20 protein-coding genes are annotated in these 12,575 nt (G+C 63.0%); 9 read left to right on the forward strand and 11 right to left on the reverse strand.

Annotation, left to right across the window (positions count from 1 at the left end; genetic code table 11):
• Positions 1 to 58: 58 nt before the first annotated feature.
• Genes Har1129_RS13000 through Har1129_RS13010 form a run of 3 tightly spaced genes read left to right on the forward strand, consistent with a single transcriptional unit; the run spans position 59 to position 2,095 of the window.
• On the forward strand, positions 59 to 967 hold the full coding sequence (locus tag Har1129_RS13000; RefSeq protein ID WP_151101047.1) for an AEC family transporter: 909 nt from the start codon (positions 59 to 61) through the stop codon (positions 965 to 967).
• Positions 968 to 1,014: 47 nt separating this feature from the next.
• The gene (locus Har1129_RS13005) at positions 1,015 to 1,389 is read left to right on the forward strand and encodes a cupin domain-containing protein (protein WP_151101048.1); all 375 of its coding nucleotides are present in this window, start codon (positions 1,015 to 1,017) and stop codon (positions 1,387 to 1,389) included.
• A gap of 55 nt (positions 1,390 to 1,444) precedes the next feature.
• Positions 1,445 to 2,095: a bifunctional 4-hydroxy-2-oxoglutarate aldolase/2-dehydro-3-deoxy-phosphogluconate aldolase gene (locus Har1129_RS13010; RefSeq protein ID WP_151101049.1), complete on the forward strand. Its 651-nt coding sequence runs from the start codon at positions 1,445 to 1,447 to the stop codon at positions 2,093 to 2,095.
• A gap of 46 nt (positions 2,096 to 2,141) precedes the next feature.
• Here Har1129_RS13010 and Har1129_RS13015 read toward each other — a convergent pair whose 3' ends face one another.
• The 5 genes from Har1129_RS13015 to Har1129_RS20630 all read right to left on the reverse strand — a co-directional run bounded on the left by Har1129_RS13015 (position 2,142) and on the right by Har1129_RS20630 (position 5,519).
• A complete protein-coding gene (locus Har1129_RS13015; RefSeq protein ID WP_151101050.1) occupies positions 2,142 to 2,696 on the reverse strand; it encodes a cell wall anchor protein in 555 nt (184 codons plus the stop codon).
• Between the two features lie 610 nt (positions 2,697 to 3,306).
• On the reverse strand, positions 3,307 to 4,596 hold the full coding sequence (ftsY, locus tag Har1129_RS13020) for a signal recognition particle-docking protein FtsY (protein WP_151101051.1): 1,290 nt from the start codon (positions 4,594 to 4,596) through the stop codon (positions 3,307 to 3,309).
• A 6-nt stretch (positions 4,597 to 4,602) separates the two neighbouring features.
• Positions 4,603 to 5,064, reverse strand: a complete 462-nt coding sequence (gene pfdA, locus Har1129_RS13025; RefSeq protein ID WP_191906168.1) for a prefoldin subunit alpha — start codon at positions 5,062 to 5,064, stop codon at positions 4,603 to 4,605.
• Positions 5,061 to 5,234, reverse strand: a complete 174-nt coding sequence (gene rpl18a, locus Har1129_RS13030) for a 50S ribosomal protein L18Ae (protein WP_004594032.1) — start codon at positions 5,232 to 5,234, stop codon at positions 5,061 to 5,063. Before rpl18a ends, pfdA begins: the two co-directional genes overlap by 4 nt.
• A gap of 147 nt (positions 5,235 to 5,381) precedes the next feature.
• Positions 5,382 to 5,519, reverse strand: coding sequence for a hypothetical protein (locus Har1129_RS20630; protein WP_191906169.1), 138 nt, complete (start codon positions 5,517 to 5,519; stop codon positions 5,382 to 5,384).
• A gap of 96 nt (positions 5,520 to 5,615) precedes the next feature.
• On the opposite strand from Har1129_RS20630, the gene Har1129_RS20635 reads away from it, so the two are divergent.
• Positions 5,616 to 5,780 carry a hypothetical protein gene (locus Har1129_RS20635; RefSeq protein ID WP_191906170.1) on the forward strand — a complete coding sequence of 55 codons (165 nt, stop codon included), beginning with the start codon at positions 5,616 to 5,618 and terminating at the stop codon, positions 5,778 to 5,780.
• Positions 5,781 to 5,807: 27 nt separating this feature from the next.
• On the opposite strand, the gene Har1129_RS13035 is transcribed toward Har1129_RS20635, so the two are convergent.
• Genes Har1129_RS13035 through Har1129_RS13045 form a run of 3 tightly spaced genes read right to left on the reverse strand, consistent with a single transcriptional unit; the run spans position 5,808 to position 6,906 of the window.
• Entirely contained in the window at positions 5,808 to 6,473 is a 666-nt protein-coding gene (locus tag Har1129_RS13035) for a translation initiation factor IF-6 (protein ID WP_151101052.1), read from the reverse strand.
• Between the two features lie 2 nt (positions 6,474 to 6,475).
• A complete protein-coding gene (locus Har1129_RS13040) occupies positions 6,476 to 6,754 on the reverse strand; it encodes a 50S ribosomal protein L31e (protein ID WP_004964660.1) in 279 nt (92 codons plus the stop codon).
• Complete coding sequence (locus Har1129_RS13045) at positions 6,754 to 6,906, reverse strand: 50S ribosomal protein L39e (RefSeq protein WP_004518346.1); 153 nt, start codon at positions 6,904 to 6,906, stop codon at positions 6,754 to 6,756. Before Har1129_RS13045 ends, Har1129_RS13040 begins: the two co-directional genes overlap by 1 nt.
• Positions 6,907 to 7,092: 186 nt before the next feature.
• On the opposite strand from Har1129_RS13045, the gene Har1129_RS13050 reads away from it, so the two are divergent.
• Positions 7,093 to 7,545 carry a hypothetical protein gene (locus Har1129_RS13050; RefSeq protein ID WP_151102145.1) on the forward strand — a complete coding sequence of 151 codons (453 nt, stop codon included), beginning with the start codon at positions 7,093 to 7,095 and terminating at the stop codon, positions 7,543 to 7,545.
• Here Har1129_RS13050 and Har1129_RS13055 read toward each other — a convergent pair.
• The 3 genes from Har1129_RS13055 to Har1129_RS13065 form a co-directional block, all read right to left on the reverse strand.
• On the reverse strand, positions 7,542 to 8,354 hold the full coding sequence (locus Har1129_RS13055; RefSeq protein ID WP_151101053.1) for a ZIP family metal transporter: 813 nt from the start codon (positions 8,352 to 8,354) through the stop codon (positions 7,542 to 7,544). The two genes, Har1129_RS13050 and Har1129_RS13055, sit on opposite strands and share 4 nt — an antisense overlap.
• A gap of 255 nt (positions 8,355 to 8,609) precedes the next feature.
• The gene (thpR, locus tag Har1129_RS13060; protein WP_151101054.1) at positions 8,610 to 9,173 is read right to left on the reverse strand and encodes an RNA 2',3'-cyclic phosphodiesterase; all 564 of its coding nucleotides are present in this window, start codon (positions 9,171 to 9,173) and stop codon (positions 8,610 to 8,612) included.
• A 45-nt stretch (positions 9,174 to 9,218) separates the two neighbouring features.
• Positions 9,219 to 9,617: a hypothetical protein gene (locus Har1129_RS13065; RefSeq protein WP_151101055.1), complete on the reverse strand. Its 399-nt coding sequence runs from the start codon at positions 9,615 to 9,617 to the stop codon at positions 9,219 to 9,221.
• 83 nt (positions 9,618 to 9,700) lie between these two features.
• On the opposite strand from Har1129_RS13065, the gene Har1129_RS13070 reads away from it, so the two are divergent.
• The 4 genes from Har1129_RS13070 (at position 9,701) to Har1129_RS13085 (ending at position 12,556) form a co-directional block, all read left to right on the forward strand.
• Positions 9,701 to 10,429 (forward strand): tetratricopeptide repeat protein, encoded by a 729-nt coding sequence (locus tag Har1129_RS13070; protein WP_151101056.1) that lies wholly within the window; start codon positions 9,701 to 9,703, stop codon positions 10,427 to 10,429.
• Positions 10,426 to 10,716, forward strand: coding sequence for a DUF424 domain-containing protein (locus Har1129_RS13075; RefSeq protein WP_004518341.1), 291 nt, complete (start codon positions 10,426 to 10,428; stop codon positions 10,714 to 10,716). The genes Har1129_RS13070 and Har1129_RS13075 overlap by 4 nt, the downstream gene beginning before the upstream one ends.
• A 69-nt stretch (positions 10,717 to 10,785) precedes the next feature.
• Positions 10,786 to 11,232: a hypothetical protein gene (locus tag Har1129_RS13080; RefSeq protein ID WP_151101057.1), complete on the forward strand. Its 447-nt coding sequence runs from the start codon at positions 10,786 to 10,788 to the stop codon at positions 11,230 to 11,232.
• A 76-nt stretch (positions 11,233 to 11,308) separates the two neighbouring features.
• The gene (locus tag Har1129_RS13085) at positions 11,309 to 12,556 is read left to right on the forward strand and encodes an aminotransferase class V-fold PLP-dependent enzyme (protein WP_151101058.1); all 1,248 of its coding nucleotides are present in this window, start codon (positions 11,309 to 11,311) and stop codon (positions 12,554 to 12,556) included.
• The last annotated feature ends 19 nt before the right edge of the window (positions 12,557 to 12,575 follow it).

Genomic DNA, 12,575 nt, shown 5'->3' on the forward strand with positions numbered 1-12,575 from the left:
TACTGCCAAATCTGCCCGTGACGAAACGGTCAAAAGGTCGAACCGACTTGACGACAACATGGCCGTTCTCGGACAGCTCGGATTCATGATCGCGTTTCTCTCGGCCGGCGTCGCCGCCGGCCACTTCGAGCTGTTGACCGAGCGACGGACGGATATCCTCACCACACTCGTCTTTACCGTTGCACTACCGGCACTCATCTTCCGGTCTACGTACAACCGACCGCTGCGGGAAATTATCTCACCGGCGTTGCTCGGTGGCTTCTGGGCCGTCATCACGCTGACGGTCATCTTGGGCTGGCTCGTCCACCGGCGGCTGGAGTCCCCCGGCCGCCGCAGCGTCTCTGTCGTCCAGTCCTACCACAGCAACATGGGGTTTCTCGGCCTCCCGTTGGTGGCGGCGACGATGGGGAGCGACGCGACAGCGGTCGCCAGCGTCATCCTCGGTATCGGCGCGGTCACGCACGTCCCGGTGACGGTGTTCCTGCTGGTCCGCATCAACGGCAGCGACGCCTCGCTGCTGGGTGAGTGCAAGAAGCTCGTGACGAACCCGGTACTCATCGCGCTGGCGGCCGGCATCACGGCCTCAGTGCTGACGCTGTCCGTTCCGGAGCCACTCATCGGTGTGCTCGGTCCACCGGCAGAACTGGCGCTCCCGGTCGCCTTGCTATGTATCGGTGCGACGCTCGACACGGACCTCCCGGTGTCGGACCTGCAGAAGACCGTCAGCGTCGTCGGGCTGAAGGTGCTGTGGATGCCGGCGCTGGCGTGGCTGGTGTACTCATCGCTGTCGATGGACGCAACGGCGCTGGGCGCGGCGGTCGTGATGCTCGGCACCCCAACGGCGGTGTCGACGTACGTCTACACGACAGAACTCGGCGGCGATGCGGCGTTCGCCTCGCTGAACGTCTTCACCTCGACGGTGGTCTCCATCGGAACGCTCTCAGTCCTCATCTGGCTGTTCGCCTGACACCCGACGTGGGCACGCTTTTGCCCGCTGACGCCCCCACCGAGGATATGGGCTATCATCAGATTGATCCGCAGGACCTGTCGGAAACCGAGGACTACCCCTGTGACCGGCGGGGTATCTCCGACGCCACCGAACTTCACGCACTCCACGCGGCCACCTACGAGATGGCACCCGGCGAGGACCTCTCGCGGACCTACCACTACCACGAGACGCGCGAGGAACTGTTCTACGTGCTCGATGGGGCACTTCACGTCGAGACGCCCGACGGGGAGTTCGTGGTCTCCGCTGGTGAGGTGTTCGTCGCCGAGCCGGACAGCCCACACCGTGCGCACAACCCCGCTGATGCCGACGCGTCGGTAACCGTTCTGGGCGTCGGCGCGCCGCCGACCGACATTGCGCGCCCGTACGACCCAGACGCGTAGCGAGGGGCTCGGCGGTTCAGACACGCTTTTCAGCTACCCCATCACAGTTGCGCCTGTGACGAGCAAACAAGCGGTACGACAACAGCTGGTCGACAGCGGTGTCACGGCAGTCCTGCGAGGGATTCCCGAAGAAAAGATGGTCGACGTGGCGACCGCCGTCCACGAGGGCGGCGTCACGGCGCTGGAACTGACCGCCGACGCGAAGCGCTGCTCGGACATGATCGCCGCCGTCGACAAGGCGCTCGACGACACTGACGCAATCATCGGGGCCGGCACGGTCATGGACGCCGCCGCCGCCCGCAACGTCATCGAGGCCGGCGCGGAGTTCGTCCTCGCGCCGAACTTAAACGAGGACGTCATCGACGTGTGTAACCGCGAGGGCGTCCTCGCGATACCCGGCGTCATGACGCCGACGGAGGCCGCCGACGCGATGGAGGCTGGCGCGGACATCCTGAAGATGTTCCCGGCAAACACGGTCGGCCCGGCCCATATCGGCGCGCTGCAGGGGCCGCTGGGCGACGTGCCGATTATGCCGACTGGCGGTGTCTCAGTCGACAACGTCGACGAGTTCTTCGATGCCGGTGCGGTCGCCGTCGGCGCAGGCTCGGCGCTAGTCAACTACGAAGCCATCGAGAACGACGACATGGACGGCGTCCGCGAACAGGCCGCGGAGTTCGTCGCCGCAGTCGAGGCGGCCCGAGAGTAGCGGCGGACTTTGGGCCGCTTCTCGGATAGACGGGCGGTTCAGCTGTCTACTCGTCGGTTCCGTTCTCAGCCGCCGCCGTCTCGTTGCTCGGCATCTCGATCACGTTACCAGACAGGTCTGTTTCGTTGCTCGGCATCTCGGTCACGTTATCAGACAGGTCTGTTTCGTTGCTCGGCATCTCGGTCACGTTATCAGACAGGTCTGTTTCGTTACCCGACACCTCAGTCTCGTTATCAGACAGGCCTGTTTCGTTACCCGGCATCTCAGTCTCGTTATCAGACAGGCCTGTTTCGTTACCGGATAGTCCGGTCTCGTTTTCCGGGGTTCCGATTCCGGGTTCGTCGGTTTCCGTCTCGACACCCATATCGGTCTCTGCCTCCGTCTCGGCACCCATACCAGTCTCGGTTTCCATCGCCGACTCGGTATCGGCTTCGGTCATCGCGTCGGTTTCTTCGGCCGTGGGTGTGCCCGGGGCCTCGGCCCCGCCGCCGTCAGTCGCCGTACCGCCGCTGCCGCCGTCAGAGCCGCCACAGCCAGCCAGCGACACGAGTGCGCCGCCCGCGAGTTTGATTACGTTCCGTCGAGATGTGATTCGTTCCATAGCGTTTACACGAAGTTCACCGGGGCGGTTTATGAATGACCTGCTAAGTCTCGGGTGGAGCGCCGACGGAACAGATTAGCCACACCCGAAGGTGGGCCGGTTCGGAAAAGAAGCGTACACAGTCTGTTCCAGTCCATAATCGATGTCGAATCCGAGATTTTGGCCAGTTCACGGGCGGTTCCGTGGTTCGCTCGTCCGAAATTCGGCGTGCAGCGATATGGGCGGATAATCAGGTTACAACTATTCACGCTGCTCCCCGGCAGTTAGCAAGCGGATATATCTGCATACCCGGGGCCGCGCTGTCTGTTTGGTACCGGCCCTGCGCTGTGAGTCAGACGACCGTTCAGCAGTCAAAGCCCACTCGACCGGAGTTTAGTAACACAATAATCGTTGATTCAGTGAGTCCGTACCCGTATCGCTTGCTGCTCTCGTTCGGAGGGCGTTCGGTCCCGTAGTGCTTGGCGCGGTCAGCGCAGTTGATGAGCCGAGGGATGTCGGAGTCGGACAGTCCCAGAACTGGTTCCATCACTCCCCGTATCCACGGGCACTCTCGCAGCCGCGATTGTCGTCACCGCCATATAGCAGCAAAAGGAACCGCGAAGTCTGATGCTTACTCGCCGATGAGACTGTCGACGATTTCCTCGGGGTCGAACGGTTCGAGGTCGTCGTAGTCTTGGCCGGTCCCGAGGAAGAGGATCGGCTTGCCAGTGACGTGGGCGACGGAGATTGCCGCGCCGCCCTGTGGGTCGGCGTCGGCCTTCGTCAGGATCGCCCCGTCGATCTCGGCCGCGTCGTTGAACTCCCGCGCCCGGTTGACGGCATCCTGCCCCGCGACCGCCTCGTCGACGAACAGCGTCATGTCCGGGTCGATGTTGCGGTCGATCTTCTCTAACTGGGCCATGAGGTCGTCAGAGGTGTGGAGTCGACCGGCCGTGTCACCCAGCACCACGTCGATATCGTTGGCCTTGGCGTACTCGACGGCGTCGTAGACGACCGCCGTCGGGTCTGAGCCCTGCTCGTGAGTGATGATCTTCTTGTCGAGGTTCTCGGCGTGTTTCTCCAGTTGCTCGTTCGCGCCGGCACGGTAGGTGTCGCCGTTGGCGAGCACCGTCGAGAGCCCGCGGTCCTCGAAGTACTGAGCGAGTTTCGCTATCGAGGTCGTCTTCCCGACGCCGTTGACGCCGGTGAATACGATGGTGACCGGCTTGTCGGCCTGCTGAACACGTTCGTCGAAGTCGAACTGCCCGACGTTGATAACGTCGTACAGCGACTCCCGGAGCGCGTCCCGGACGAGATTGCCCGTACTGGAGAGCCGTCGACGGGTCTGGCCCGTGAGGTTCTCCTTGACGCCGTCGAGAATCTCGTTGGCGACGCTCATCTCCACGTCGCTCGACAGCAACGCCAGTTCGAGGTCGTCGAGGTGCCCCTGCAGGTCCTCTTCTTCGATGACCGTCTTGCCGGTCGCCATGAGCTTCGCCTTCGCGGCGAGCCCGCGGCCGCCGTCGTCGTCGTCGTCTTCTTCGGACTCCGCGTCCTCCGCAGTCTCCGCGGCGTCATCCGCTTTGGAGTCTTCTTTTGGGTCCGCTTCTTCGACTGCTGCAGACGGCTCTGTGGCTGACTCCGCTGTCGCCTCGGAGCCAGCGGCTGGCGGTTCAGAAGCAGCCTCGGGCTGGTCGTCCACGATTGCCGGCTCTGACTCAGCCGTCGCCGTTTCGGCATCTGACGGTTCGGCGTCCGCTGTCTCCGGCGCGGGCTCGGTGTCGGCCGCTTGATCGGCGGGCGCTTCCCCATCAGCCTCGTCGACATCCGGTTCGTCCTCCGCCTCGAGTGCGTCGTCGTCAACGTCTTCCTCGACGTCACTCGTGAACCCGCTGAGTTTGTCCTTCAGTCCGTCGAACATGCGGCCTTACTCGTCTTCCTGCTCTTGCTGTTGCATCATCTGCTGCATCTGCTGCTGTTGCATCTGCTGGGCCTGCTGTTCGAGCTCCTCCATCTCGGTCTCGACTTCGGCCTTCTCTTCCTGCAGGTCGCTGATGTGGTCGTCCAGCGTCTCCTGCTTGGTTTCCAGCGTGCTGACAGCGCCGTCCTGCTCGCGCTCTGCGGAGTAGCCGCCACCGAGGGAGACGACGACTTCGTCGATGTCCTCGATAGTTGCGCGGATGTAGGCGTCGCCGCCGAGCGGGACCTGCACCGTGGAACCGGAATCGAGCGTCTCGATGGCCTCGATGGCCTCGTCGATGTCAGTCTGCTTCTCGCGGAGGCGTTCGATCTCCTCGTCGATGGCGTCGACTTCCTGCTCCATCTGCTCGATCTCCTGTGCGACCTGCTGCATCTGACCGCCGCCGCCACCGCCGCCACCGCCCATCATGCTGCCACCTCCTCAATCGTGATCTGTGTGCGCTTGAGGTTGTGCTGGGAACCGAAGTCGCTGTAAACGCGCTCCTCAGCGACGTTCTCGTTCGGTGCGTCGACCTCCTTCTCGAACTGTTGTGGGCCGTCTCGGGCCGGGAAACTACCGCGAACAGTGTACGTGCTCATACACGCAGGTGCGGGCAGGGCAGGGAAGTATCTTCCCCTTCCGCCTTTTTCCAGTAAAGCAACTGTCCACGACAGAGCCAAGGGCCACTCACTGCTATCCAGCCCGTACCGACGGGACCCGTAATACGGGAACGGATACTTTGGCTTCTATTCGCTGGGTTCTGGCGCATACACCATATCACCACCACACTCCGGACAGGACGGCCTGAGCACACCTGTCGAGTAGTCACACTTCCGGCAGACGAGGCGGTTCTGGTCTTCGACGGCTGGGGTTCGCGGAACCATATGTGCTAGTTTTACACACACTATATTATTCTTTGACACGGAGTATCATGGTCGCCGGGCCTGCCGGATTTGTCTGGGTAGTCCCAACATGTGACCATGGGCGAGACGACCTACCAGTGCCAGTGCGGTGTGGCCCTGCGGTTCAGGCAGGACCTAACGCTGGAACGGGGCGGGACCAGTCGGTCCCGGGCCTGTGGGGACTGCGGTCTGCCCGTTCAGGGCGTGATGGCGGAAAAGCTCAGCCACCAGCGGCCGCCCTGAGTGGACGAAACGTGATAAAAAGCCGCGTCAGTCGATGTAGCCGAGCGCCGCGTCGATACGGCCCAGCTCCGGCCCGGAGGTGTCCGAGCCACAGATGTAGCCGTGGTCGTTGGCGATCAGCCCGGAGCCGACGAGCGGGCCACCGTAGTTGATGGTCCCGATGTCTGCGGGCACATCGAGGACGTCTTCGAGCGCGTCGAGTTCGCCGTCCGTAGCCTTCGGATGGCAGAGCACGCCCTTGTTGGTGGCGACGGCGGCAGTCCCGACGGTCGTGACACCGGCGATGACGCCGCGTTCGACGGGCACGTCTAGCCCGTCTCTGACCGCCTGCACGGCGTCCCGTGAGAGGTCGGGGTGGACGTACGCGCCGTAGTCGTTACAGCAGACGACGTTACCGGCGGCGTTGATCCGACCGGGCAGTCGCGTGACAGGCACGTCGACGACGTCCTGAATCCGTTCGATCTCGGTCTCACGGACGCGTTCGGAGACGACCAGCCCGTTCTCGTTGCCGGTCGCGAGCGCGCCGACGGTCCCGGAGCGGCCGACGGTGGTCGGCACGGCCGGCACCTCGAGTTCGTCGCTCAGGTCGTCGAGCAGCGATTCGTCTAGGTCTGGGCGAACCAGCACGCAGTCGTCGGTCGCACGGGCGAACACACCTACGTACGACGACCCGGAGAAAGCCGCGCGGAGCAACGTTACTCTGCGGTCTCTGCTTCGACGATGGCTTCGCCCTCTTCCTCGAAGCGGGCGGCGCGAACACGGATCTTACTCGGCGTGTTGGCGCGACCGCGGGCCCAGGCCGCCTCGTTGATCGAGGGGTCGAGGCGAACGGCGTCCTCGTCGACAGAGAAGTGTTTGGCGAGGTGCTCGCGGATGAGGATCATCGCCTTGTCTGCGCGCTTGTGGTTCGGTTCAGCTCGCGCGTCTCGGAGCGGAATGGTGACGACACGCTCCTCGAAGTCACTGGCGCTCATTATTCGTCAGTGTCGTTGCGCCGCCAGTGGCGTCGTTTGTGGTTGCGCTGGACCTCGCGGTCAGTCTTGAGCATGACCCAAGCCGGGACTCGACTGTTCTGGTTGTCGAGTTTGGCCAGTCGCTTCTTCGTAGCCTTCGATTTCTTACCCATGGTATGGTGCTTGTTCCGCGCCGTGGTTTAAATTCCTTCCTTTTCGAACCGGTCACAGCCCGTTATCAGCGGCTATAACTGCGGACGTAGAACTAAGTAGCGCATAACCCTGATTATCAATGGATGAAGCGCCGGAGATTCCTCCAGACAATGGGTGTCGGTGCAACAGTCGTCAGCTCTGGTTGTGTGGGTGGTGGCGGCGAGGTCGTTGTCAGCGTGCAACAGGATGTCCGGGTCGAGCCACACGATGCGTGGATCAAAGCGGAGATCCCGGACGTCTCTGATCCCGGCGGCGAGATACAGTATATCGTCAAGGCGGACATCCCGTTCAACGTGTACGTCTTCACCGATCGGGAAAATTTCGAACAGTACGACACGTTCATCAAGGGCCGAGAGCCCGACGAGACGCCGCCGGGGAACCCCAAGTTCAGCCAGACAGCGATCCAGCCCGAAGGGTCGGACATCTACGAAGCGTCGACGGACGACGACGGCGCGCGGGAGTCGCTGGACGAACCCGGGCCGTACTTTTTCGCAGTCGACCACTCGAATTACCGGATGGAAACCCGCGTTGAAGACTACGACGACCCGCTGCAGGCCTTCGTCGATCTCACTGTTATCCGCAGCAAACTCCCGTTCTAAACGAACGCAAGCGGCACCATCGCCAACACGCCGACAGCGATGCCAGCGGTCAGCTCGCGCTTGCCCCCACCCGGGAGACCGTCGCCGTACTCCAGCGCCTCTGGGACGAACTCCGTGAGCACGAGATACACCATCGCCCCGGCGGCAAAGCCGAAGCCGAACGGGAGAAATGCCTTCGCCAGCGTGACGAAGTAGTACGCGATCACGGCCCCGACTGGCTGTGGCAGCGAGGAGAACACCGCCCACCAGACCATCTTCCACTCGCTGACACCCAGCGAGCGAAGGGGAATGGCGATGGCGGTCCCTTCCGGAATATTGTGGATAGAGATGGCGACCGTCATGAACACGGCCAGCAGCGGGACGGAGACGCCGACGATACCTACGGCGGATTCAGGCGTTGCCGACTCCAGCCCGAGTTCAGCGAAGGAGACGCCGACAGCGACTCCCTCCGGGAAGCTATGGACGGTCAGAATGCCCAGAATCAACAGGAGCTTCTTGAAATCCGCCTGCTCAAACTGCTTTGGAGACTGCTGGAAGTCATCCAGAAGTTCGTGGGCACCGACGACGAGCACGACACCGGCGAGGATTCCGGGAATCATAAGCAGCGGCGACCCATACGCGAGCCCCTCGCGGACGAGCCCGAACAGCGAAGCGGCGACCATGATTCCCGAGGCAAGTCCCCACAGCAGTACGTTCCATCGGTCGGAGAACTCATCGACGAGAAAAAACGGGATCGCACCGAGCCCGGTAGCCAGTGCCGTGAGCAACCCCGCGACGAACACGAAAACAACGTTCTCGACGGCGACCATATCGGTCTTACGTCGCTCAGACCGATAAAAATTATCACTAACCTGATTTGTTTTGGTCGGCCTAAACAGTCTGCCAGTACACCGTACATAGCTACAGAGATGCCTAATTCATGCCCTCAGCGCGGATACCGCCAGTGCTACGACGGTCCCGATACCGACGCGCATTTCCTGACAATATTCTGGTGATAAATAGCCATCAGCACCGTTCACATAGGACTCGTACCGGGAGCAGTCGCCAGCTGTGACGGCACACGGTCACAGCGCCACGGACTCCACGGTTCGATACGTCGGGCCGTCGGGCCCAAGCACACTCTCTTTCAGGCGGAGTTCCTCGACCTGCAGGCGGCCCACGTCAGGATCGTCGTTCTCGACGGCGTTCTGTACCGTCTCTTTGCCCCCGGCGTGGTCCATTCTGGCGATAGTCGCGTGTGGCGTGAACTCGTGGTCTTCCGGGTCGAATCCCAGAGCAGTGGTTCGGTCCTCGACGGCTTCGTGCAGCGCGGTCAGTTCCGCGCGACCCCGGCGGTCGCGGACGCCGACCCAGACGACGCTGATGTAGGACAGCGATGGGAACACGCCGAGCCCGCCGAACTCGGCTTCGAACGGAGCGATGTCGCTGTCTTCGACCGCGGTTTCGAGGGCAGCAATGATGTCGTCAACGCGGACCGGGTCGGTGTCGCCGAGGAACTTCAGCGTGACGTGAGCTTGTTCGGGATCGGTCAGTCGGAGGCCCGAAACCCCGTCAAGCCGATCCTGAGCGGCCGCCACAGCGTCGCTGAGCCCGTCGAGGTCGACGCCGACGAACAGGCGTTTGGCCATAACTAGCGGTTCCGGTCGGGTCCGCAAGAAGGCTACGGCAAGGAGTCAGTGGCTGCTGTGGTCTGGGCCCGTATACCACCGCCAGAGGCCGTGCCCGAGCCCCAGAGCGACCATCGCGACCGCGACGCCGAAGAGAGCGGGGATGGCGGTGTCGGGAAGGAGACCGAGGGACAGCCGGGCGAGGATGGCCACCATAATCAGGAGGCCCACCTGTGCTCGGTCCCGGGGCGTCTCGGCCGGACTGGCCACCCGACGCCAGAGCGCCGATAGCTGCGCGTAGTAGCGTCCGACGAGAGCCGTCAAAACGACCGTCCCGGCAACGCCCGCTCCAGCGGCGGGCAGTGACAGCGGGGCCTCGTTCGAGGTGATAGCAGCCCAGCTAACGACCGCGAACAGACCCCCGAAGAAGACGAGCAACGCGTCTACTGCCAATGGGTCCCGCATAGCCGAGAATCGACCGCAGGACACCTAAATCTTCACGGGCCGTGGACGTAGCCCTTAACCGGATTGGCCGTCAATCAGGGGGTATGACAGACAACGACGACGATCACGCCTTCTCCGAGGGACAGGGGTTCGGCGAGCCCTACGAAGGGTTCGACCTCGAACCGCCGGAGTTCGAAGTGGACCCGGACAAGGTCGACCCCGTCGACTCGCGTGTCGTCACCGATCTACTGGACCAGCGGAACATCTCCTCTAACGCCGTCGACCCCGAGCAACTGCTCGACGTCGGCCTAGAGTATATGCACATCAACCGCCACGAACAGGCCGCCGAAACGTTCGAGCGCGTCGCTCAGTACACGGACGACGACCGGCTCAAGCAGGAGGCTTGGACGAACAAGGGCGCGGCCCACGCGGAACTCGAAGAGTGGGACGCCGCCATCGGCGCGTACAAGGAAGCGCTCAACTTCGACGAGGAATCCGACCACGCCGCCACGGCGGAGACGAACCTCGCATACGCGCTCTGGAAATCCGGCCGCTCCGAGCAGGCACTCGAACACGCCGAACGCGCCGTCGAAATCGACCCCCGCTTCGGCGAAGGTTGGTACAACCGCGGCTTCTTCCTGCTCGAACGCGGGCTGGCCGACGAGGCTATCGACGCGTTCGACAACGCGGTCCGCCTCGGCTTCCGCAACGCCGACGTGCTCGAAGAGAAGGCCCGTGCCCTCGAAGAGGTCGGCGAGTTCGACCGCGCCGAGGAACTGGCCGAGGAAGTCGACGAGATGCGCGAGGAGGCCGAACAGCAGCTGCTTGAATGATACTCAACGAACGCGACACCGACGAGGGGCTGCTCGTCTCGGTCTGTGACCCCGACATCATGGGCGAAACGTTCGAGAACGGCCCCGTGTCGCTCACCGTCAACGAGGAGTTCTACGGCGGCGAGACAGCGACCGAAGACGAAATCGTCGACAGCCTCGCCCGGTGTTCCGTCGCCAACATCGTCGGCGACGACGCCGTCAGCGTTGCCGTCGAGCACGGTTTCGTCGACGAGGAGAACGTCCTCGATTTGGGCGAGACGCGCCACGCGCAGTTGCTCTGGATGTAGCTGCGGTCGCTGTCACGTCCTTGATCCGGACCCCGACAGTCTTTGCGCACGCCTATCGAAGTTGCAGATATGTATTCGAGAGACCACGCTATCGTCTCTGTAGCCGTCGGGGCCGCCGGCGTCGCCGTCCTCCCGGTCCCGCTTCCTTGGTGGGCCGCCGTCGGCTACGCAGTCGTCGTCGGGGTCGCCATCGACTTCGATCACTTCGCTGTGGCTCGACTGGAGACCGGCGACTGGGCTGCGCTCCGCCGCTGTCTCCGCAATCCGAAGATTGTAGTGCTCGATCAGGACGAAATCTTCGGCTCGCAGGACCTCTGGCCGCTCCAGCGCCTCCTCAGCCATCATCTCATCGGCGGCGCGGCCGTGTTCAGCCTCTGGCTCGTCTCCGAGCCGCTGGCGCTGTTTACCGCCGTCGTCCTGTACGCCCACGTCCTCGGCGACCTCGTCTGGGACAACTACCTGCTTGAGACCTACCGGGAACAGCACGCGATGGCCGCCGAGTCCGATTCCAGATGAAACAGACTGGTTTCGGACGGGCAGAGTTCTAGGTGAACCGAAGGAATGTTGCCTGTTGAGCCCCTGCATAGAACCAATGGGACACGCTGAATCTGAACTACTGGACGTTGAGCGTATCCGCGAGGACTTCCCTATCCTCCAGCGCGAGTTCGGCGGCGAGCAAGTGGTGTATCTCGACAACGCGGCCACCACGCAGACGCCCGAGCCGGTCGTCGAGACCATCGCTGACTACTACCGGACGACCAACGCCAACGTCCACCGCGGCCTCCACCAGCTGAGTCAGGAGGCCAGCGTTGCCTACGAGAACGCCCACGACCGCGTTGCCGAGTTCATCGGTGCCTCCGGCGAGCGCGAGGAGATCATCTTCACCAAGAACACCACGGAAAGTGAGAACCTCGTCGCCTACGCTTGGGGCCTGAACGAACTCGGTCCCGAGGACGAGGTCGTCCTGACGGAGATGGAACACCATGCCTCGCTGGTCACATGGCAACAGATCGCCAAGAAGACCGGCGCGACCTGCCGCTACATCAGCGTCGACGAAGACGGCACGCTCGATATGGACCACGCCCGCGAAATCATCACCGACGACACGGCGATGGTCAGCGTCGTCCACGTCTCGAACACGCTCGGAACGGTCAACCCCGTCTCGGAACTGGCGGACATCGCCCACGACCACGATTCGTACATCTTCGTCGACGGCGCGCAGTCCGTCCCGAACCGGCCCGTCGACGTGGAAGCCATCGACGCTGACTTTCTGGCCTTCTCGGGACATAAGATGGCCGGCCCGACCGGCATCGGCGTCCTCTACGGCAAGAAACACATTCTCGAAGAGATGGAGCCGTACCTCTACGGCGGCGAGATGATCAAGAAGGTCACCTTCGAGGACGCCACATGGAACGACCTGCCATGGAAGTTCGAGGCCGGCACGCCCGTCATCTGTCAGGGTATCGCGCTGGCGGAAGCCTGTGACTACCTCGACGACATCGGGATGGAACGGATCCAGCGCCACGAGGAGCAACTCGCCCAGTACGCGCTGGAACAGCTCCGTGACGAGGGCGACGTGGAGACGTACGGCCCGCCCGCGGGAACGGATCGCGGCGGACTGGTCGCGTTTAACCTCGAATCGGTCCACGCCCACGACCTCTCCTCGATTCTCAATGACTCCGCCGTCGCTATCCGCGCCGGTGACCACTGCACCCAGCCCCTCCACGACAAGATGGGCGTCCCCGCCTCCGCGCGAGCCTCGTTCTACATCTACAACACGCGTGAAGAAGTGGACAAGCTCGTTTCGGCTATCGACGACGCTCGGCAGTTGTTCGCGTAGTCAGTCTCTCAGTCCACGT

Source organism: Haloarcula sp. CBA1129 (genome assembly GCF_008729015.1).
In the GTDB taxonomy this organism is placed as follows: domain Archaea; phylum Halobacteriota; class Halobacteria; order Halobacteriales; family Haloarculaceae; genus Haloarcula.

What these genes read in the sequence shown, in the direction of transcription:
- Har1129_RS13075 (WP_004518341.1), top strand. Translation starts at nt 10,426, where the DNA reads ATGATACTCAACGAACGCGACACCGACGAGGGGCTGCTCGTCTCGGTC.
- Har1129_RS13080 (WP_151101057.1), top strand. Translation starts at nt 10,786, where the DNA reads ATGTATTCGAGAGACCACGCTATCGTCTCTGTAGCCGTCGGGGCCGCC.
- Har1129_RS13070 (WP_151101056.1), top strand. Translation starts at nt 9,701, where the DNA reads ATGACAGACAACGACGACGATCACGCCTTCTCCGAGGGACAGGGGTTC.
- Har1129_RS20635 (WP_191906170.1), top strand. Translation starts at nt 5,616, where the DNA reads ATGGGCGAGACGACCTACCAGTGCCAGTGCGGTGTGGCCCTGCGGTTC.
- Har1129_RS13045 (WP_004518346.1), bottom strand. Translation starts at nt 6,906, where the DNA reads ATGGGTAAGAAATCGAAGGCTACGAAGAAGCGACTGGCCAAACTCGAC.
- rpl18a (WP_004594032.1), bottom strand. Translation starts at nt 5,234, where the DNA reads ATGAGCACGTACACTGTTCGCGGTAGTTTCCCGGCCCGAGACGGCCCA.
- Har1129_RS13015 (WP_151101050.1), bottom strand. Translation starts at nt 2,696, where the DNA reads ATGGAACGAATCACATCTCGACGGAACGTAATCAAACTCGCGGGCGGC.
- thpR (WP_151101054.1), bottom strand. Translation starts at nt 9,173, where the DNA reads ATGGCCAAACGCCTGTTCGTCGGCGTCGACCTCGACGGGCTCAGCGAC.
- pfdA (WP_191906168.1), bottom strand. Translation starts at nt 5,064, where the DNA reads ATGATGGGCGGTGGCGGCGGTGGCGGCGGCGGTCAGATGCAGCAGGTC.
- ftsY (WP_151101051.1), bottom strand. Translation starts at nt 4,596, where the DNA reads ATGTTCGACGGACTGAAGGACAAACTCAGCGGGTTCACGAGTGACGTC.
- Har1129_RS13000 (WP_151101047.1), top strand. Translation starts at nt 59, where the DNA reads ATGGCCGTTCTCGGACAGCTCGGATTCATGATCGCGTTTCTCTCGGCC.
- Har1129_RS13065 (WP_151101055.1), bottom strand. Translation starts at nt 9,617, where the DNA reads ATGCGGGACCCATTGGCAGTAGACGCGTTGCTCGTCTTCTTCGGGGGT.
- Har1129_RS13005 (WP_151101048.1), top strand. Translation starts at nt 1,015, where the DNA reads ATGGGCTATCATCAGATTGATCCGCAGGACCTGTCGGAAACCGAGGAC.
- Har1129_RS13085 (WP_151101058.1), top strand. Translation starts at nt 11,309, where the DNA reads ATGGGACACGCTGAATCTGAACTACTGGACGTTGAGCGTATCCGCGAG.
- Har1129_RS20630 (WP_191906169.1), bottom strand. Translation starts at nt 5,519, where the DNA reads ATGGTTCCGCGAACCCCAGCCGTCGAAGACCAGAACCGCCTCGTCTGC.
- Har1129_RS13040 (WP_004964660.1), bottom strand. Translation starts at nt 6,754, where the DNA reads ATGAGCGCCAGTGACTTCGAGGAGCGTGTCGTCACCATTCCGCTCCGA.
- Har1129_RS13055 (WP_151101053.1), bottom strand. Translation starts at nt 8,354, where the DNA reads ATGGTCGCCGTCGAGAACGTTGTTTTCGTGTTCGTCGCGGGGTTGCTC.